Raw genomic sequence first — 18,626 nt, forward strand, 5'->3', positions numbered from 1 at the left:
TAAGGAGTGGTTATGCAGCATTTGATTTTTGTCTACGGGACGTTACGTAAGGGAGAGTACAACCATCATTATTTGAGCTCGGCTCAATTTCTTGGTTTACATGAAACGGACGCCCAATTTTCGCTCTACGATGTAGGTTCGTACCCAGCGCTGTCAGAAGGGCAGCGCTCAATCCAAGGCGAAGTTTATCTGATTGATGATGATACTTTGGTGGCGCTCGATAAGCTTGAAGACGTACCGGTCGAATATCGCAGAGAGAGCATTGCAACGCCATTTGGCCAAGCGTGGATTTACTTGTATCAAGACACGGAGCAGCTTACGGAAGAGATAGCGTCTGGTGATTGGTGTCAAAGGGTGTGAACTATACTTAAGTAACCATCGTAAGAACGTTGTCGAGATTTAAAAACGTTTCTAAACACGTTAGAAAACGACAAGTCAGAAAAGTAAGGAGTGATGATGAGAGTGTTAATAATTGGCGCGATGATGATGCTTCTGTCTGCTTGTGCGCAAACCACCTTACCAGCTTCAACCAGTGTGACTGATTGGCAAGCGTTCGGGAAACAGTCTGCCTTAGATGGATTACGAGAGTTGTCACAAGAGCGGATAGCTAAGTTGGATGGTACTAACCACGCAACGCCAGAACTGATCATGGCCTACCAAAACGGTTATCAAGAAGGTAAGCAAGAGTATTGTGAGCAAAGTGCCTATATGCTGGGTGTGGTTGGACGACCGTATTTCGGAATCTGCGATGACGTTGACCCGTTCTTCCAACACGATTATGACGCTGGTCGTATGTCCTCCGCAGGAGCTCCTATCTAAGGCAAGCGTTTAGGTTAGAAAGCCAAAGAGCTGCACTTTGCAGCTCTTTTTGTATTCGGGGTTGGCGTTTACGCTTATTTGTTTTGCGCACGCTCGTAAGATTGTAGAATCTCTGCTTTTGCCGCTTCTACATCTGCCCAGCCATCGACTTTCACCCATTTTCCTGATTCCAACTCTTTGTAGCGCTCAAAGAAATGCGTGATTTGCGCTTTTAGCAACTCAGGAATGTCGCCCACATCTTGAATGTGTTCATACTCTTTAGAGATTTTAGAGTGCGGTACGGCAACGACTTTGGCATCTTCGCCCGATTCATCCGTCATCTTCAAAACGCCAACAGGTCGGCAGCGAATAACAGAACCTGGCATGAGTGGGTATGGCGTTGGGACAAGGACATCTACTGGATCACCATCAAGCGAAAGAGTGTTGTTCACGTAACCGTAGTTACATGGGTAAAACATTGGCGCAGACATGAAACGGTCGACAAATACAGCACCAGAGTCTTTATCTACTTCGTATTTGATAGGGTCTGCATTGGCAGGGATTTCGATAACGACGTAAATATCTTCAGGTAGCGATTTACCTGCTGGTACATGGTTTAGGCTCATTTGAATATTCCTTTTCATTGAGGATGAGTAGCCAGAAGATCGCCCTCATCTATGATTAATTCGCATTTCACTTTAGCGACAAAAACGCGGCAGGTAAACACCTGCCGCGTTGGACAAAGGTCTGAGATTATTCTTCGTCGCGGTGCAGTTCAAGGAACTCTTCAACTTTGCGAACCATGTTCTTCGAACCCACAAAGAAAGGTACACGCTGGTGTAGCTCAGTCGGTTTGATGTCCATGATGCGATTCACGCCATCTGATGCAATGCCGCCCGCTTGTTCGATGAGAAATGCCATTGGGTTGCATTCGTAAAGCAGGCGAAGTTTGCCTTGTGGGTGACTTTGCGTACTTGGGTAAAGGTAGATGCCACCTTTAAGCAGGTTGCGATGGAAATCCGCCACCAAAGAACCAATGTAGCGAGAGGTGTATGGACGACCGTCTTCAGGCACATTCTCTTGGCAGTATTTGATATACTTTTTCACACCTTGTGGGAAACGAATGTAGTTACCTTCGTTGATGGAGTAGATCTTACCATCTTCAGGAATCATCATGTTTTCATGAGATAGGCAGAAGCTGCCGATGGAAGGGTCGTAAGTAAAGCCGTTTACGCCGTTACCTGTGGTGTACACCAACATCGTTGATGAACCGTAAATTACGTAACCTGCTGCAACTTGCTTATGACCTGGCTGAAGGAAATCTTCTTCTGTCGCGGGTGTGCCAATAGGCGAAACACGGCGATAAATAGAGAAGATAGTACCGACAGATACGTTTACGTCGATATTCGAAGAACCATCAAGTGGGTCCATCAATACAACATACTTTGCGTTTTGGTTGAGTTCTTTGTTGAACGCAACCGCTTCATCTTCTTCTTCACTGGCAACGCCACAAACTTGGTCACGAGCTTCAAGCGCCGCTTTAAATTTGTCGTTCGCGTACACGTCTAGCTTTTGCTGTGCTTCGCCTTGGACATTTTCCGTGCCGACAGCGCCAGTGATATCACCAAGACCTGCTGCGTTGATTTCACGGTTAACGATTTTTGCAGCTAAACGAATGGATGCTAAAAGAGATGAGAGATCACCGCTAGCGTGGGGGAAATCCGCTTGTTTTTCAACAATGAATTCGCCTAGGGTGCGCATTCCTGACATGGTTAATCCTTACATTTACATTTCATTGGGGGTGTTGCGCAACGGGCATCTCTTTATGGATGTTAAACGTTTGCGCCAGATGTAATTTTAAGTCGTGGATCTTTTTAATGGTAATGAAGTAACTGTCTGAGATCTCAATTTATTTGTCTGCTCAAATCAGGGATTCATTCGCAGGTCAGAGCGCTGTACAGTCTCTGTTCAACCTTGTCATATTTGTGAAAGGGACTGCAAGAAGAAGGCTAAAGTCACTCGCTTTTCTGGTCGTTATCGCGATAATGAAGGCATCAAAGAACGCATTACAAGGTTTAGTTTATGCACATTCATATCTTGGGTATCTGTGGCACGTTTATGGGCGGCGCAGCAATTTTAGCGCGTCAATTAGGGCATAAAGTGACGGGTTCTGATGCCAATGTTTACCCACCGATGAGCACATTGCTAGAGTCTCAAGGTATTGAAATTATTGAAGGCTTCGACCCGTCTCAACTCGATCCTCAACCTGACCTTGTGGTGATTGGTAACGCGATGAGCCGTGGCAATCCGTGTGTTGAGCATGTACTTAATAGCAACATGCGTTACACCTCAGGACCACAATGGCTGAACGAATTTTTACTGCATGACCGTTGGGTGCTGGCTGTCTCCGGCACACACGGCAAAACGACCACTTCGAGCATGCTGGCGTGGATACTCGAAGACTGTGGTTATCAACCTGGTTTCCTCGTTGGTGGCGTGTTGGGTAACTTCGGTGTGTCGGCTCGTTTGGGCGAAAGCATGTTTTTTGTTGTTGAAGCGGACGAATATGACAGTGCTTTTTTCGATAAGCGTTCTAAGTTTGTGCATTACCATCCTCGCACTTTAATCATGAACAACCTTGAGTTCGATCATGCTGACATCTTCGATGATCTAGAAGCGATCAAGCGCCAATTCCATCATTTAGTACGAACGGTACCGGGCAATGGTTTGATCTTAGCACCGAAGCAGGATCAAGCTTTGGCGGATGTATTAGAGCGTGGCTGTTGGACGGAAAAACAGTTCTCTGGTGAGGATGGTGACTGGCAAGCGCACAAATTAGTGCTTGATGGCTCAAAATTTGAAGTTGCTTTGCAAGGCGAGAAGGTCGGTACCGTCGAATGGGATTTGGTGGGTGACCACAATGTGGATAATGCACTGATGGCGATCGCTGCCGCACGACACGTTGGTGTAACGCCAGAACTTGCTTGTCAGGCGTTGGGTCGTTTTATCAACACTAAGCGTCGTTTAGAGCTCAAAGGTGAAGAACAAGGCATCACGGTTTACGATGATTTCGCGCATCACCCTACGGCAATTGAACTGACACTGGGCGGTTTGCGTAACAAAGTGGGTGAAAAACGTATCCTTGCTGTATTGGAACCTCGCTCTGCCACCATGAAGCGTGGTGTTCATAAGAATACTCTCGCGGCTTCGCTACACAGCGCAGATGAAGTGTTCTTATTCCAGCCAGACAACATCGAATGGTCGGTGCAAGACATTGCTGATCAATGCAAGCAGCCAGCGTTTGTCGATGCCGATATAGATAACTTTGTGGCTAAAATTGTCGAACGTGCTCAGCCTGGAGACCAAATTCTGGTAATGAGTAACGGTGGCTTTGGTGGTATTCACGGAAAACTTCTTGAGCAGTTAAAACTAAAAGCCTGATTGATATGCACAACAAAATACAACCCTCTCAGAAAAAAGCCATCACGTTGGCATTAACGGGTGCCTCTGGTGCTCCTTATGGCCTTCGTCTTTTAGAATGTTTGGTCGCGGCGGATTATCATGTCTACGTTCTGATTTCTTCGGCGGCTCGCGTTGTGATGGCAACAGAGCACAACCTTAAGCTGCCAAGTGGGCCAGACGCCGCAAAGCAAGCGCTGGTGGAACATCTCAACTGTGATCCAAATAACATCACTGTTTGTGGTAAAGATGACTGGTTCTCACCGGTAGCGTCTGGCTCAGCGGCACCAAAGCAAATGGTGGTTTGCCCATGTTCAGCAGGAAGTGTTGCGGCGATCGCGCATGGCATGTCGGACAACTTGATCGAACGGGCGGCTGATGTGGTAATGAAAGAACGCGGGCAACTGTTGCTCGTGGTTCGTGAAACGCCATTTTCAACGCTGCATCTTGAGAACATGCACAAGCTATCGCAAATGGGCGTCACCATCATGCCAGCGGCCCCGGGCTTCTACCATCAGCCAAAGAGCATTGAAGACTTAGTGGATTTTATGGTGGCGAGAATTCTCGACCACTTAGGTATTGAGCAAGGTTTAGTGCCTCGTTGGGGCTATGACCAGCGCTCGTGAGCTGATTGTGTAACCACTCAAATACCTTTACAATCCATCCAACTCATCGGGGAGCAAACCCATTTTGCATTGAGTCAATCAATGCATTTGGGCGCTGAGACCTAAGTGCTTTACTAGGGACCCGTATTACCTGAACCAGATAATGCTGGCGTAGGAATTGAGTCTGGATATTGGAAATCCTTAATAGCCGCCTCAAACCCTGTGCCGCTCAACTTATTTCTCTGAAATACTCATGGAGAGCGAGCAGTGAAAACCACTCTAAATCTGATTGCCCTAGCTGCAATCACTTCTACTTCAGCGTTTGCCGCTGAAAACACATTAACCATCTATACCTACGACTCTTTTGCCGCAGATTGGGGGCCGGGTCCTAAAATCGAGCAAGCTTTTGAAGCAAAATGTGGCTGTGACGTTAACTTCGTAGCGTTGGACGATGGTGTGTCGATCCTGAATCGTCTTCGTCTTGAAGGCGGTAATAGTAAAGCCGACATCGTGTTAGGTTTGGATAACAACCTGATGGCAGAAGCGAAGAAAACCGGTCTGCTTACCGAGCACAATGTGGATACGGCCAACACAGTGTTACCAAACGGTTGGAGCGATACGACGTTTGTACCGTACGATTACGGCTACTTCGCGTTTGTGTACAACAAAGAGAAACTGGCTAATCCGCCGAAAAGCATGAAAGAGCTGGTGGAAACGCGCGACGATTTGAAAGTGATTTATCAAGATCCGCGTACGTCAACGCCGGGCCAAGGTTTGATGCTGTGGATGAAATCCATTTATGGCGACGATGTGACGCAAGCGTGGCAGAAGCTAGCAAGCAAAACCGTAACGGTCACGAAAGGTTGGTCAGAAGCGTATTCCATGTTCCTTAACGGCGAGTCGGACTTGGTGCTTTCTTATACCACGTCACCTGCGTACCACTTAATTGCGGAAAACGATTCAAAGTTTGCGACGGCGAATTTTGCTGAAGGCCACTACATGCAAGTTGAAGTAGCCGCCAAAGTGAAAGGGTCAAAAAATTCAGAACTTGCTGATCAGTTTATGAATTTCATTTTAAGTGATGAGTTCCAATCAGCGATGCCAACGGGCAACTGGATGTACCCAGTTACTGACGTTGAGTTACCTAAAGGTTTTGAAACCTTGAGTGTTCCAAGCAAGTCGTTGAGCTTTAGTGCTGATGAAGTGGCAAAAATGCGTAAGTCTTGGATTCGCGAATGGCAAAGCGCACTGACGTTTTAGCTGACGTTTCCTCCCTCATCTAAATGAGATAGGTTTTACCTTTGAATTCTGTTCCAAAAATAGGTTTAGGGGTCGCGATGATCATCGCGACCTTTGTTATTTCTGCCCTAGGTGCTTTGATTGTTCAAGCCCCTTCACTTTATGTGTCTGTGGTATGGGACGACCCGTATTATCAACATGTCACCAAGTTCAGCTTTTACCAAGCTTTTCTTTCCACACTGCTCAGTGTTGGTTTTGCCATTCCAGTTGCGCACGCACTTTCGCGTCGCCAATTTTGGGGTAAATCATTACTGCTTAAGCTATTTGCATCGACACTGGTTTTGCCGGTTTTGGTTGGTGTTTTTGGGCTATTAGCGATTTATGGCAACAGCGGTTTGTTAGCGCAGTGGCTGCAAGGTTTCGACACCAAAATCCCATTTTCTATTTATGGTTTGAATGGCATCTTACTTGCCCATGTGTTCTTTAATTTACCTTACGCGGCACGCTTGCTGCTGCAAGCCTTGGAGTCTATCCCTGCTGAGCAACACAAGCTGTGTGCGCATCTTGGTATGAGCCATTGGGATAAGTTTCGCTGGGTGGAGTGGCCGCGTTTAAGGCAGCAACTTCCTCACGTTTGTGGCTTGGTATTTATGTTGTGCTTCACCAGTTTTGCCACTGTGATGGCGCTGGGTGGCGGGCCAAAATCCACCACTATTGAGCTAGCCATCTATCAAGCGATTAAGTTTGATTTTGATTTGCAAGCTGGTGCGTTATTAGCGTTGTGGCAGATGCTGTTGTGTGGACTACTTGCGATTGGAGTACAGAAGTTAACAAAGCCTGTTGCTATCAGTGCTGGCAGCACATCGGTACAGCAATTTTTAACGAAGGATCATGGGTGGTCAAAAGCATGGGATAGCTTTTGGATCATAGGTGCCTTTTTACTGGTGATACCGCCGTTACTGATGGTGTTACTGAGTGGTATCAACCAACAAGTTTGGACGGTGTTAACCGATGAACGTTTTTGGTCTGCGTTATCTAACTCGCTCAAAGTTGCAGGGTTAGCCAGTGCGCTTGCGGTCGCTGCGGGAGTGTCTATATTGTTGACCAGTCGCCGTTGGCGTTTGCAGTATAAAAACACGCGAGCTGATCAAATAGAGTTAATCGGTACCATTATTCTAGTGACGCCGGGGCTGGTGATTAGCACTGGCCTATTCTTACTACTGCGATCATTTACCGATGTTTTTAGCTTGGCGTTTTTTGTCGTGATTTTGGTGAATGGTTTGATGGCTTTGCCTTACGTGATCAAAACGCTAGCGCAACCGATGCTGCACATTGAGCAACAGTATCAGTATGTCTGTGCCAGCTTAGGCATGCGTGGCTGGCAACGATTTAAAGTGGTGGAGTGGCAGGCGCTGCGCAAGCCGTTTGCACATGCGTTTGCGATCAGCTTTATGTTTGCAATAGGGGATTTAAGCGCGATAGCGCTGTTTGGTGGACAAGAATTTCGTACCTTACCTCTGTATTTGTTCCAGTTGCTCGGCAGTTATCAGATGGACGCCGCTGCGGTGGTGTCCGTGACGTTATTGTTGTTGAGTGTGGGCTGTTTTGCCTTGATAGAGAAAGTATTGAAAGCGAAGGAGAAAGCATAATGCTAGTGTTGGATGATGTGCAGTACACCTACCAACGTGAACTGTTTCGTTTTGAGTTGAGCATTGAACGTGGTCAGATTGTATCGTTGATGGGGCCGAGTGGGGCAGGGAAATCAACCTTGCTGGCTCTGGTTGCAGGATTCATCCATCTTGACCAAGGTGACATTTGGGTTGATGGTGAGTCGATTGTGCGCAAAGAGCCTTATCAGCGTCCTTTCTCCATGCTGTTCCAAGAGCATAACTTGTTTTCTCACTTGTCAGTGCGTGACAACATTGGCTTAGGTTTACACCCAGGGCTAAAGCTCACGGTAGACCAAAAACGTCAGGTTGAACAAGCTGCGCAGCAAGTTGGCGTTGCAGAGTACCTCGACCGTTTGCCTGAGCACCTTTCTGGAGGGCAGCGTCAACGTGTTGCCTTAGCGCGTTGTTTTGTTCAGCCTCATCCGATGTGGCTGTTGGATGAGCCTTTCTCGGCACTTGATCCAGTGTTGCGTGAAGAGATGCTGAGCTTGGTAAAAAAACTGGCTGCGGAGCGCGGAATTACCGTGTTGATGGTTACGCATCATCTTAGTGATGCCAAAGCGATTGCAAGTCACTTTGCCTTTGTTGCTAACGGAAAAGTAGAAGCGGTGGGTGAGATTGATGCCCTGACTGCCGAGCATCCCAGCAAGACCCTACAGGCCTTCGTTCGCGCCGCCGGATAATGATGAGAGATACAAAAAAGGTTGATGCGAGCATCAACCTTTTTTCTTTTCTTGAGTGGCCGTAAGCTTAACCTTGCGGCTTCACTACCATCACGTTGATTGGAGAATACTCCACAACTTTACTTGCAACCGAACCAAGCATCACTTTGTTAATTTTCGAACGCTTGTGACTTGGCATGATAATAAGGTCTGCGCCCAAACGCTCGGCGTAATCAAGAATTGTTGCGTAAGCTTTGCCTTCGGCAACGTGCACTTTGTAAATCACTTCATCATCAATGTGCTCGCTGGCAAATGCTTTTAGCTGCTGCTTCACATCTTGCTTCATTTTCGCCGCTGCGTCTTTTGGGAAGTAAGTGGCGACCATCGACATGTGAATACCTGGCAAAACAGTGAGCAGGTGGATTTCTGCGTTTGCTTGTTTTGCTTGCCACACCGCCAGTTCAACCGCTCGGTCTGAGAAGCCTTGGTCATTTAGATCAACCGGAACAAGAATTTGTTTATACATTCAATGTCTCTCACTAAGGCCCCAGATCCGCGGGGCCAAATCGGTTATGCGCTCAGTTGTTCCTTGCGAGCACGACGTTTTTGGTTCATGGCAAGTACCAGCAGAAGAATCAAGCAAGGTACAAATACCCATTCTTTCATTGGACGATCCGCGTCTTGAACGACCCATTTGATTTCCCAATCAAAGTCGATACCAGATGACTCCGCAGGGCTACCAAATTCAACCATGTCGACGACCATTTTGCCGTCGTTCTCAGTCAGCATCAGACCCATTGAAGAGATACGCTCTTCAGCCGTCGTTGCTCTGTCTTCGAATGGCAGACGTACCGTTTTCTCGACGTATTCGCCTTCGAGGTTTTGTCCGGCAACACGTAACTCAATGGATTCTCCTACATTTAGGTTTTCCGTGATTTGAGCTATCTCAACCCCAGGAGAAAGAACTTTCGCTGGGTATAACATGTCCCACCAAAAACCAGGTCGGAAGAATGAGAAAGTTAATACTAATAATAGGACGGTTTCCCACCACTTGTTACGAGTCAGCCACCATCCCTGCGTAGCGGCAGAGAAGATCAGCATCGCAATGATGGAAGAGATTACCGTGAGTGCTAAATGCCACCAAGAATCGATACCCATCAACAATAATTGGGTATTGAAAACAAACATGAATGGCAGAATGGCGGTTCTAATATCGTAGGTAAAGCCTTGGATACCGGTGCGAATTGGATCGGACTTCGCGATTGCTGCAGCGGCAAAGGCAGCCAGACCGACCGGTGGTGTATCATCGGCGAGAATACCGAAATAGAACACGAACAAGTGCACCGCAATCAGTGGAATGATAAGACCGTGCGCTGCGCCGAGCGTTACGATGACTGGCGCCATTAGCGTTGATACTACAATGTAGTTTGCTGTGGTAGGCAGACCCATACCGAGAATCAGACTGATAACCGCAGTAAACAGCAGCATTAGGATGACACTACCGCCAGAGATAAACTCAACAAAGTCCGTCATCACCAAGCCGATACCAGTTAGCGTCACAACGCCAACAACCGTACCTGCCGCCGCAGTTGCGACACCGATACCGATCATGTTGCGAGCACCAGCCACCAAGCTTTCAGCGAGATCGACAAAACCCTCTTTGGTTTGTTGTACTAGGTCGCCTTCTTTCGCAAGTAACGCCATCAGAGGGCGTTGTGTTAGCAAAATGAAGACCATAAAGACGGTCGCCCAAAATGCTGATAAGCCAGGTGAGAAGCGCTCTACTGTTAAACACCAAACCAGTACCACGATAGGTAGCAGGTAGTGTAAGCCAGACTTCACTGTAGGACCCGGATCTGGCACTTCAGTCAGCTCCGCATCAATCTCAATTGCGCCATCTTTCATGTGGTTCGCAGAAATTTTTACGAGGCCGACGTAGGCGATGAGTAGCGCGATCGTTACTATCGTAGTCGCTGCGTCGCCAAAGACATCTTTCGTCCAACCTACACCGTAGTACACTAAAGCGCTGATTACACACAGACCTAAAATGGTAGCCGTGAATGAAAGTAGGCTTTGCAGTAACGTTGGATTATGACGACGAGGTAAGCCAGTCATGCCCGCTTTACATGCTTCAAGGTGAACGATGTAAATCAACGCGATGTAGGAAATCAGCGCTGGAAGTAATGCCGCTTTGATAACCTCTACGTAAGAAATCCCAACGTATTCCACCATCAAAAATGCTGCCGCGCCCATGATTGGCGGGGTTAGCTGACCATTGGTTGACGCTGCTACTTCAACGGCACCCGCTTTTGTGCCCGGGAAGCCGACTCGTTTCATCAATGGAATGGTAAAAGTACCCGTGGTTACGACGTTTGCGATCGATGATCCTGAAACCAGACCCGATAGACCAGATGCGACAACTGCGGCTTTAGCTGGGCCGCCTTTCATATGACCAAGTAGAGAAAATGCGACTTTAATGAAGTAAGCACCCGCACCCGCACGCTCTAGCATCGCGCCAAACAGTACAAACAAGAATACGAAAGAAGTGGATACACCTAACGCAACACCAAATACCCCTTCGGTGGTTAGCCACAGATGCGACATCGCTTTACCTAAGCTTGCGCCTTTGTGGGCTATGACATCTGGCATGTATGGGCCTGCAAACGTGTAAGTCAGGAACACGGCGGCCACAACCATTAGCGGAGGCCCTAATGCACGACGAGTCGCTTCAAGTAGCAATATCATGCCAACGACCGCAACCACAATATCGGCAGTGGTGGGCGCGCCGGAACGTCCTGCGAGTTCGGTGTAGAAAAGGTAGATATAGGCAGCCGAAAAGCTACCCGCTAACGCGAGAATCCAATCCACAAGAGGAATGTGATCACGCGGAGAGTTCTTCATTGCCGGATAAGCAGTGAAGGCCAAAAATATCGCGAAAGTGAGGTGAATCGCTCGCGCTTCAGTGTCATTCAGTACGCCAAAATTGAAAATAAATGGTAGCGGGGAGGCGTACCATAATTGAAATAGTGACCAACACAGAGGGACTAACCAAAGGATTCGTCCTTGCACTCCCGAAGGGTTACGTGCGCCCGTGTCTGCTTGAGCCACCATTTCTTGCACATCTTGAGACGGAGTCTTATTCGTCGCCATGTACTTTTTCCTTATTATTGATGGTCCTGTCCGTTCTTCTATCGAGAACCACACTTCGCCTTTATCAGTGTAGTGAATGGAGCGAAGTTTGCTTTCGAGTATTCCGCTGCCGAATCACAAAGCAAGAGTACCTAGTGCTTTGTTGGCGGCGTTAAAGTGTCTTCTTGGGTATTGAGTGCGCAGTTCTAAGAAAAACTGGCAAATGAACAAAGCATGCTGGTTCAATGTGCTACAACCAGCATACTCAATCAGGCAGAAAACCATCTTTTTCTGCCTGAGATTGAAATAAGTGAGTGCTTACTTAATTAGACCCACTTCTTTGTAGTATTTTTCTGCACCAGGGTGAAGAGGGATAGAAATACCTGCTTTCACCATGTCTTCTTTTTTCAGGTTAGCAAAAGCTGGATGCAGACGTTTGAAGGTGTCGAAGTTCTCGAACACGGCTTTAGCAACGTTGTATGCAACTTCATCAGAAACATCAGATGTTGTTACCATTGTTGCCGCAACACCAAAGCTCTTCACGTCTTTATCTGTACCACGGTACATACCAGCCGGCACTGTGCTGAATGCGTAGTACGGGTTATCTGCGACGATCTTGTCGATCTTAGGACCAGTTGCAGGCACTAGCTTCGCATCACATGATGTTGTTGCTTCTTTGATTGAACCGTTTGGATGGCCAACCATGTAGATGAACGCATCAATTTTGTTGTCACAAAGGGCTTGAGAACGCTCTGAGCCTTTTAGCTCTGAAGCAAGTTTGAAGCTGTCATTTGTCCAGCCCATTGCATCCATTACTACACCCATTGTCGCGCGGTCACCAGAACCTGGGTTACCGATGTTGACACGCTTACCAGCTAGGTCTTGAACGTTTTCGATGCCAGAGTCAGCACGTGCGATGATGTTGAAAGGTTCAGTATGAAGAGAGAACATTGCACGCAGTTTTTTGTACGGGCCTTGTTCCGCAAACTTGCTCGTACCGTTGTAGCCGTGGTACTGCCAATCCGATTGCACGATACCAAAATCTAATTCGCCTGCACGGATAGTGTTAACGTTGTAAATTGAGCCACCAGTTGATTCTACTGAACAACGGATGTTGTGGTCTTTACGACCTTTATTTACCAACTTACAGATAGCACCACCAGTAGGGTAGTAAACACCAGTTACAGAGCCAGTACCGATAGTAATAAACTCTTGAGCGTTAACTGCGCCTGCGCCCATTACAGCTGCAGCGATAGCGCCTACTTTGAGAAGTTTGTTAAATGCCATGAATTTCCCTTCCTTATATTCATTATTTACCCGGAAATAACCATAAATCACTTCTGGAGTTTCCTATTTGGAAACGGCATCTTTTCCAATCCAATTGTTTGAAAAAGCGAACAAATCATAACAAAAAATTGGCAGAAAATTATCCGAATGTTAAATGTTATAGCGAATAAGTCTAAAGCTTGCGACAGGGTATGGTGATTGATCTTTGATTTAATTCTTTTTATAACAGTTAGTTAGGTATGAATAAGGCAAGATGGTGAAAAAGATCAATTGCGTGATATTAATCACAAAAGTGGTGAGTGAAAAGTAGTCACATGAAGCAATTTGTTTACATAAATAATGGGCTACAAAATAGTACTTCTTTCATAGCCCACAAAGAGTTACTTAAACCAATGTTCGTCGGTCTCAGCCTGTGTACTCGAATAGCTCACATACAGACTTGAACAATTGTTCAGTTGATACTGGCATTGTAGGGGTAATAAAAATGGTATCGTCACCCGCTACTACGCCAAGAATACCCTCGGATTTACCTAACGAGTCGAGTAGGCGAGCAATAAGCTGTGCTGCGCCAGGACCTGTGTGAATGACAACCAATGCCGCATTGTGATCGATGTCTAAAACCAGTTCACGTAGAGAGCTGCTTACTGTTGGTACGCCCAGCTCAGCCGGTAGGCAGTACACCATTTCCATTTTTGCGTTACGAGTACGAACAGCACCAAACTTGGTCAGCATACGTGAAACTTTAGATTGGTTAATGCTTTCAAAGCCTTGCTGCTTGAGTGCGTCAACAATTTCACCCTGTGAGCCAAAGCTCTCTTCTTTTAGCAGGGCTTTAAAGGCGCGGACTAGGTTATCTTGTTTCTCTGAATTGCGCATAGTCATTATGATTCTCTTAGTACGTGTCAGCAATTTTGCATATTCTCGCATATATATTCATGCAGTGCCAAAAAGTCCCGGCATTCTGTTAGTTGCATCACTGTAAACCATAAACAGAACAGGATTCTTTAATATTATTCAACCAGTCTCGTTTTGTCCTGTTGAATTTCTTGTCATTTCAACAGAATAAAAGAATAATCCAACCTTCATTTGTAGCACGACAACAGCGAGTTGCGCGAGGTCGCAAAGCTGGCGTTAATTGATTGTAATCAAGTTGTGATTCCGATAGCTTATTTCAGTTGGTTACAAACTACCCTACGAATACGTTTATAAGAGAAATACTCTCAAGGAGAACTACATGAAAGTAGCCGTTATTGGTGCCGCTGGTGGCATCGGTCAAGCCCTTGCCCTTCTGCTTAAGAACCGTCTTCCTGCTGGTTCTGATTTAGCCCTATACGATATTGCTCCAGTTACGCCTGGCGTAGCAGCAGATCTTAGCCACATCCCAACACCAGTATCGATCAAAGGTTACGCTGGTGAAGATCCAACTCCTGCGCTAGAAGGTGCAGATGTAGTTCTTATCTCTGCGGGTGTTGCTCGTAAGCCGGGCATGGATCGTGCGGATCTGTTCAATGTAAACGCTGGTATTGTGAAATCACTTGCTGAAAAGATTGCGGTTGTTTGTCCTAAAGCATGTGTAGGTATCATCACTAACCCAGTGAACACAACAGTGCCAATCGCTGCAGAAGTTCTGAAGAAAGCGGGTGTTTACGACAAGCGTCGCCTATTCGGTATTACCACACTAGACGTGATCCGTTCAGAAACGTTTGTTGCTGAGCTAAAAGGCAAAGATCCTAGCGATATCCGTGTACCAGTTATCGGTGGTCACTCTGGCGTGACAATTCTTCCTCTTCTTTCTCAAGTAGAAGGTGTGGAGTTTACAGCTGAAGAAGTAGAAGCTCTGACTAAGCGTATTCAAAACGCGGGCACAGAAGTTGTTGAAGCAAAAGCGGGTGGCGGTAGTGCGACACTTTCTATGGGCCAAGCGGCTTGTCGTTTCGGTCTAGCACTTGTACGAGCTCTTCAAGGTGAAGAAGGCGTTGTTGAGTGTGCTTATGTTGAAGGTGACAGCGAGCACGCACCTTACTTTGCACAACCTGTGAAGCTGGGCAAAGAAGGCGTAGAAGAAGTACTAAGCTACGGCGAATTGAGCGACTTCGAAAAAGCGGCACTAGATGGAATGCTAGAAACGTTAAATGGCGACATCAACATTGGTGTTGAATTCGCTAAATAATCTCTATAACGCGAATTAAGAAGAAAGCCGATCTTAGGATCGGCTTTTTTGATCTTTTTGCTCTGAATTACGTATCACAAGCGAACCAAAACAACATTGTTAAGGAGAAGATGATGGAAGCAAGTCGAATCCGTAAAGGCATGGTTGTTGAGTGCCAAGAAGGCGTCGGTACGATTTTGGTTGTCGACCGTGAAGCAGAGACCGTTTTGTTATCCAAGCAAGGCTCAGATCAACAGATAGCAGTGAGTTTTGATGAGATAGAAGACGATCCACAGCTGCATGGTGGAAGCGAACGATACTATTAGTCAGAGTCGTTGAAATTGTCTAGAGCTGAGACGAAAAAGGAAGAGCGAAATGCTCTTCCTTTTGTTTTTCTTGCTAAAGGGTCTGGTGGTACTAGCGAGTGCGTTTTACCGCAACATGAGCCAGCGTGATAAGCGCTTCTTTGTATTCTGATTCTGGTAGTACTTCCAGTTCAGCGATCGCCTTATCTGCTTCTTCTAACGCTTTCTGCGTAGTGTATTCTAACGAACCGGCCTCTTTCATAACGGCTAGGATTTCATCTAAGCGTTCCATGCCATTGGCTTTTTCAATCGCTTCGCGAATCATCAGCGCATTTTCTGGCGTCGTATTACGCATTGCATGCAACAGAGGCAGAGTCGGTTTTCCTTCAGCCAAATCATCACCAACGTTTTTGCCCATGTCTTCGCCATCGGATGTGTAGTCCATCACATCATCAATAAGCTGGAATGCAGTGCCTAGGTATTTACCATAATTCTGCAGAGCCAATTCAACGTGTTCTGGAGCATCATTTAAGATTGCGCCAATTTGCGTTGCAGACTCGAACAAGCGTGCAGTCTTTGAGTAGATGACTTGCATGTAGCTTTCTTCGGTCGTGTCAGGATCGTTACAGTTCATCAACTGTTGAACTTCACCTTCGGCGATCACATTTACTGCATTACTCATTAGTTGAAGGATCTTCATGGATCCTAGCTCAGTCATCATCTGAAATGAGCGAGTGTAAATAAAGTCCCCAACAAGTACGCTCGCGGCATTACCAAACGCAGCATTCGCTGTCGCTTTTCCACGGCGCATGTCTGATTCGTCCACGACATCATCGTGCAGCAAAGTCGCTGTATGGATGAACTCGATAAACGCCGCTGCCATCGTATGGCCAGTGCCTTGGTACCCCAATGCACGTGCTGACAATATTGCCAGTAACGGTCGTAGACGTTTGCCTCCACCACTCACGATATAGAAACCGAGCTGGTTGATTAAAGAGACATCAGAATTTAGTTGTGCTTGAATTGTTTCATTCACTTTTGCCATGTCATCGGCAGTAAGCGCTTGGATAGTTTTAAAATCCATCGTATATCCGGCTGAAGTTAGACCCTGCAAGGCTTATTCGATTTATATAATTGTCGAATAATACACTAAAAAACGTTGATTAATACATTACTAAAGGGCATGATTGCCGCACTTTTCTTTGGCGATTAGCTTTTCGCCAATTTTTTCAAAATATGGCTTGTCATAGGGGCATCTCTTCTGTAGAATCTGCGCCCTATTGATGATTAGTTTAGCGCACACCCTCATGAAAAGGCTGTGCGGAAAAAGCGGAGTAAAATATGTACGCTGTTTTCCAATCTGGTGGTAAACAACACCGTGTAAGCGAAGGTCAAACTCTTCGTTTAGAGAAATTAGACGTTGAAACTGGTGCAACTGTAGAATTTGATAAAGTTCTTCTTGTTGCTAACGGCGAAGACATCAAAGTTGGTGCTCCTCTTGTAGAGGGCGGCAAAATTGTTGCTGAAGTTGTACAACACGGTCGTGGCGATAAAGTTAAAATCGTTAAGTTCCGTCGTCGTAAGCACTCTCGTAAGCAACAGGGTCACCGTCAGTGGTTCACTGAAGTGAAGATCACTGGTATCAACGCTTAATCTATTAGGAGAGTTTAACAATGGCACACAAAAAAGCTGGTGGTTCTACTCGTAACGGCCGCGATTCAGAAAGCAAACGTCTAGGTGTTAAGCGTTTCGGTGGTGAATCTGTACTTGCAGGTAACATCATCGTTCGTCAACGTGGTACTAAGTTCCACGCTGGTAACAACGTAGGTATCGGTAAAGACCACACTCTATTCGCTCTTACTGAAGGCAAAGTGAAGTTCGAAGTGAAAGGTCCTAAGAACCGTAAGTTTGTAAGCATCGAAGCTGAGTAATTAGGTTTTTACCAAGTTACTTAATAGCTTTAAGCTGAATTCAAAAGCCCTGCCGAATCGGCGGGGTTTTTTATTTATGGCAGTCGACATATCGAAGTTTCTCGTTAGAATCCGAGGCGATTTGAATCTGGGAGCTTAGATCTGTCATCTGCTAAAATTGTCGGATGACACAGTAGATTTAATCCACGCACGAAGTAGTCGGAGTAAAAGATGAAGTTCGTAGATGAAGCGGTAGTAAAAGTTCAGGCTGGTGATGGCGGTAGCGGCGTTGTCAGTTTCTGGCGTGAAAAATTCATCACTAAAGGTGGCCCTGACGGCGGTGATGGTGGTGACGGCGGTGATGTTTACATCCAAGCTGATGAAAACCTAAATACCCTAATTGATTACCGTTTCCAACGCTTCTACGAAGCGGAGCGTGGTGAAAACGGTCGCGGTGGTAACTGTACTGGTAAACGTGGTAAAGACATCGTTCTTCGCGTACCAGTGGGTACTCGCGCAGTAGATATCCACACTAACGAAATTGTGGCAGAAGTTGCTGAGCACGGTAAGAAAGTGATGGTCGCGAAAGGCGGCTGGCACGGTCTTGGTAACACGCGTTTCAAATCTTCAGTAAACCGAGCGCCTCGTCAAAGAACGCTAGGTACAAAAGGTGAAATTCGTGAAATCCGTCTTGAGCTACTGCTGTTGGCGGACGTTGGTATGCTTGGCTTGCCAAACGCAGGTAAATCGACGTTTATTCGCGCGGTATCAGCGGCAAAACCAAAAGTAGCAGACTACCCGTTTACCACGTTAATCCCAAGCTTGGGTGTGGTGAGTGTTGTTCCTGAAAAGAGCTTTGTGGTTGCTGACATCCCGGGGCTTATCGAAGGGGCTGCTGATGGTGCGGGTTTAGGTATTCGTTTCTTGAAACACCTAGAACGTTGCCGAGTGTTGCTGCACATGATTGATATCATGCCGATTGATCAGTCTGATCCTGTACAAAATGCACTAACCATCATTGATGAGCTAGAGCAATACAGTGAAAAACTGGCAAGCAAACCTCGCTGGTTGGTGTTCAACAAAGTTGATCTGATGCCTGAAGAAGAAGCGAATGAAAAGATCCAAGAGATCTTGGATGCGCTAGGTTGGGAAGACGAGTACTTCAAGATCTCTGCGATCAACCGTTCTGGCACAAAAGAGCTTTGCTACAAACTTGCTGACTTTATGGAAAACCTACCTCGCGAAGAGGAAGAAGTGGCTGAAGAAGATAAAGTTAACTTCATGTGGGATGATTACCATAAAGATGCAATGGCAGGAAAAGACGTTGTTACTGAAGATGACGATGACTGGGATGATTGGGATGACGAAGAAGATGACGGTCACGTTGTCTACGTTCGTGACTAATTGTTCTCT

19 protein-coding genes and 1 riboswitch are annotated in these 18,626 nt (G+C 46.4%); of the genes, 12 read left to right on the forward strand and 7 right to left on the reverse strand.

All coding sequences use genetic code 11. The features are described from left to right. Positions 1-12 precede the first annotated feature (12 nt). On the forward strand, positions 13-360 hold the full coding sequence (locus DYB02_RS02830) for a gamma-glutamylcyclotransferase family protein (RefSeq protein ID WP_005454676.1): 348 nt from the start codon (positions 13-15) through the stop codon (positions 358-360). A 96-nt stretch (positions 361-456) separates the two neighbouring features. Beyond that, complete coding sequence (locus tag DYB02_RS02835; protein WP_005479645.1) at positions 457-819, forward strand: DUF2799 domain-containing protein; 363 nt, start codon at positions 457-459, stop codon at positions 817-819. 74 nt (positions 820-893) lie between these two features. On the opposite strand, the gene ppa is transcribed toward DYB02_RS02835, so the two are convergent. Together ppa and fbp are read right to left on the reverse strand one after the other, a co-directional pair. Next, on the reverse strand, positions 894-1,424 hold the full coding sequence (ppa, locus tag DYB02_RS02840; RefSeq protein WP_005454643.1) for an inorganic diphosphatase: 531 nt from the start codon (positions 1,422-1,424) through the stop codon (positions 894-896). 127 nt (positions 1,425-1,551) lie between these two features. Next, the gene (gene fbp / locus DYB02_RS02845; protein ID WP_005454699.1) at positions 1,552-2,568 is read right to left on the reverse strand and encodes a class 1 fructose-bisphosphatase; all 1,017 of its coding nucleotides are present in this window, start codon (positions 2,566-2,568) and stop codon (positions 1,552-1,554) included. A gap of 312 nt (positions 2,569-2,880) precedes the next feature. Here fbp and mpl point away from each other — a divergent pair, with 312 nt between their 5' ends. The 5 genes from mpl to thiQ all read left to right on the forward strand — a co-directional run bounded on the left by mpl (position 2,881) and on the right by thiQ (position 8,454). Continuing rightward, positions 2,881-4,239 (forward strand): UDP-N-acetylmuramate:L-alanyl-gamma-D-glutamyl-meso-diaminopimelate ligase, encoded by a 1,359-nt coding sequence (gene mpl / locus DYB02_RS02855; RefSeq protein WP_025633123.1) that lies wholly within the window; start codon positions 2,881-2,883, stop codon positions 4,237-4,239. 5 nt (positions 4,240-4,244) lie between these two features. Further along, on the forward strand, positions 4,245-4,883 hold the full coding sequence (locus tag DYB02_RS02860) for a flavin prenyltransferase UbiX (RefSeq protein ID WP_005489583.1): 639 nt from the start codon (positions 4,245-4,247) through the stop codon (positions 4,881-4,883). A 37-nt stretch (positions 4,884-4,920) separates the two neighbouring features. Further along, positions 4,921-5,057, forward strand: a riboswitch (TPP riboswitch). Between the two features lie 72 nt (positions 5,058-5,129). Beyond that, complete coding sequence (gene thiB / locus DYB02_RS02865; RefSeq protein WP_017449020.1) at positions 5,130-6,122, forward strand: thiamine ABC transporter substrate binding subunit; 993 nt, start codon at positions 5,130-5,132, stop codon at positions 6,120-6,122. Positions 6,123-6,163: 41 nt separating this feature from the next. Then, positions 6,164-7,750, forward strand: coding sequence for a thiamine/thiamine pyrophosphate ABC transporter permease ThiP (gene thiP, locus DYB02_RS02870; protein WP_077345751.1), 1,587 nt, complete (start codon positions 6,164-6,166; stop codon positions 7,748-7,750). Next, entirely contained in the window at positions 7,750-8,454 is a 705-nt protein-coding gene (gene thiQ / locus DYB02_RS02875) for a thiamine ABC transporter ATP-binding protein (RefSeq protein ID WP_029806904.1), read from the forward strand. Before thiP ends, thiQ begins: the two co-directional genes overlap by 1 nt. A 67-nt stretch (positions 8,455-8,521) precedes the next feature. On the opposite strand, the gene DYB02_RS02880 is transcribed toward thiQ, so the two are convergent. The 4 genes from DYB02_RS02880 to argR all read right to left on the reverse strand — a co-directional run bounded on the left by DYB02_RS02880 (position 8,522) and on the right by argR (position 13,725). After that, the gene (locus DYB02_RS02880) at positions 8,522-8,959 is read right to left on the reverse strand and encodes a universal stress protein (protein ID WP_005454686.1); all 438 of its coding nucleotides are present in this window, start codon (positions 8,957-8,959) and stop codon (positions 8,522-8,524) included. Positions 8,960-9,003: 44 nt separating this feature from the next. Next, positions 9,004-11,583, reverse strand: a complete 2,580-nt coding sequence (locus tag DYB02_RS02885) for a TRAP transporter permease (RefSeq protein WP_021487174.1) — start codon at positions 11,581-11,583, stop codon at positions 9,004-9,006. Positions 11,584-11,880: 297 nt separating this feature from the next. After that, entirely contained in the window at positions 11,881-12,849 is a 969-nt protein-coding gene (locus tag DYB02_RS02895; protein WP_021454067.1) for a TAXI family TRAP transporter solute-binding subunit, read from the reverse strand. Between the two features lie 405 nt (positions 12,850-13,254). Beyond that, a complete protein-coding gene (argR, locus tag DYB02_RS02905) occupies positions 13,255-13,725 on the reverse strand; it encodes a transcriptional regulator ArgR (RefSeq protein WP_005430583.1) in 471 nt (156 codons plus the stop codon). A 358-nt stretch (positions 13,726-14,083) separates the two neighbouring features. On the opposite strand from argR, the gene mdh reads away from it, so the two are divergent. Further along, entirely contained in the window at positions 14,084-15,019 is a 936-nt protein-coding gene (gene mdh, locus DYB02_RS02910; RefSeq protein WP_005454639.1) for a malate dehydrogenase, read from the forward strand. A 113-nt stretch (positions 15,020-15,132) separates the two neighbouring features. Then, complete coding sequence (locus DYB02_RS02915) at positions 15,133-15,324, forward strand: hypothetical protein (RefSeq protein ID WP_005479653.1); 192 nt, start codon at positions 15,133-15,135, stop codon at positions 15,322-15,324. Between the two features lie 91 nt (positions 15,325-15,415). Here the strand turns inward: DYB02_RS02915 and ispB are convergent, their stop codons facing one another. Then, positions 15,416-16,387 carry an octaprenyl diphosphate synthase gene (gene ispB / locus DYB02_RS02920; protein ID WP_005479642.1) on the reverse strand — a complete coding sequence of 324 codons (972 nt, stop codon included), beginning with the start codon at positions 16,385-16,387 and terminating at the stop codon, positions 15,416-15,418. A gap of 257 nt (positions 16,388-16,644) precedes the next feature. Here ispB and rplU point away from each other — a divergent pair, with 257 nt between their 5' ends. The 3 genes from rplU (at position 16,645) to cgtA (ending at position 18,617) form a co-directional block, all read left to right on the forward strand. Next, positions 16,645-16,956 carry a 50S ribosomal protein L21 gene (rplU, locus tag DYB02_RS02925; RefSeq protein WP_005383096.1) on the forward strand — a complete coding sequence of 104 codons (312 nt, stop codon included), beginning with the start codon at positions 16,645-16,647 and terminating at the stop codon, positions 16,954-16,956. A gap of 20 nt (positions 16,957-16,976) precedes the next feature. Then, positions 16,977-17,234: a 50S ribosomal protein L27 gene (gene rpmA, locus DYB02_RS02930; protein ID WP_005383095.1), complete on the forward strand. Its 258-nt coding sequence runs from the start codon at positions 16,977-16,979 to the stop codon at positions 17,232-17,234. 210 nt (positions 17,235-17,444) lie between these two features. Further along, a complete protein-coding gene (cgtA, locus tag DYB02_RS02935) occupies positions 17,445-18,617 on the forward strand; it encodes an Obg family GTPase CgtA (protein WP_005489537.1) in 1,173 nt (390 codons plus the stop codon). The last annotated feature ends 9 nt before the right edge of the window (positions 18,618-18,626 follow it).

The organism is Vibrio parahaemolyticus (assembly GCF_900460535.1).
GTDB classification, from domain to species: Bacteria; Pseudomonadota; Gammaproteobacteria; order Enterobacterales; family Vibrionaceae; genus Vibrio; species Vibrio parahaemolyticus.

What these genes read in the sequence shown, in the direction of transcription:
- DYB02_RS02830 (WP_005454676.1), top strand. Translation starts at nt 13, where the DNA reads ATGCAGCATTTGATTTTTGTCTACGGGACGTTACGTAAGGGAGAGTAC.
- DYB02_RS02835 (WP_005479645.1), top strand. Translation starts at nt 457, where the DNA reads ATGAGAGTGTTAATAATTGGCGCGATGATGATGCTTCTGTCTGCTTGT.
- ppa (WP_005454643.1), bottom strand. Translation starts at nt 1,424, where the DNA reads ATGAGCCTAAACCATGTACCAGCAGGTAAATCGCTACCTGAAGATATT.
- fbp (WP_005454699.1), bottom strand. Translation starts at nt 2,568, where the DNA reads ATGTCAGGAATGCGCACCCTAGGCGAATTCATTGTTGAAAAACAAGCG.
- mpl (WP_025633123.1), top strand. Translation starts at nt 2,881, where the DNA reads ATGCACATTCATATCTTGGGTATCTGTGGCACGTTTATGGGCGGCGCA.
- DYB02_RS02860 (WP_005489583.1), top strand. Translation starts at nt 4,245, where the DNA reads ATGCACAACAAAATACAACCCTCTCAGAAAAAAGCCATCACGTTGGCA.
- thiQ (WP_029806904.1), top strand. Translation starts at nt 7,750, where the DNA reads ATGCTAGTGTTGGATGATGTGCAGTACACCTACCAACGTGAACTGTTT.
- DYB02_RS02880 (WP_005454686.1), bottom strand. Translation starts at nt 8,959, where the DNA reads ATGTATAAACAAATTCTTGTTCCGGTTGATCTAAATGACCAAGGCTTC.
- DYB02_RS02885 (WP_021487174.1), bottom strand. Translation starts at nt 11,583, where the DNA reads ATGGCGACGAATAAGACTCCGTCTCAAGATGTGCAAGAAATGGTGGCT.
- DYB02_RS02895 (WP_021454067.1), bottom strand. Translation starts at nt 12,849, where the DNA reads ATGGCATTTAACAAACTTCTCAAAGTAGGCGCTATCGCTGCAGCTGTA.
- argR (WP_005430583.1), bottom strand. Translation starts at nt 13,725, where the DNA reads ATGCGCAATTCAGAGAAACAAGATAACCTAGTCCGCGCCTTTAAAGCC.
- mdh (WP_005454639.1), top strand. Translation starts at nt 14,084, where the DNA reads ATGAAAGTAGCCGTTATTGGTGCCGCTGGTGGCATCGGTCAAGCCCTT.
- DYB02_RS02915 (WP_005479653.1), top strand. Translation starts at nt 15,133, where the DNA reads ATGGAAGCAAGTCGAATCCGTAAAGGCATGGTTGTTGAGTGCCAAGAA.
- ispB (WP_005479642.1), bottom strand. Translation starts at nt 16,387, where the DNA reads ATGGATTTTAAAACTATCCAAGCGCTTACTGCCGATGACATGGCAAAA.
- rplU (WP_005383096.1), top strand. Translation starts at nt 16,645, where the DNA reads ATGTACGCTGTTTTCCAATCTGGTGGTAAACAACACCGTGTAAGCGAA.
- rpmA (WP_005383095.1), top strand. Translation starts at nt 16,977, where the DNA reads ATGGCACACAAAAAAGCTGGTGGTTCTACTCGTAACGGCCGCGATTCA.
- cgtA (WP_005489537.1), top strand. Translation starts at nt 17,445, where the DNA reads ATGAAGTTCGTAGATGAAGCGGTAGTAAAAGTTCAGGCTGGTGATGGC.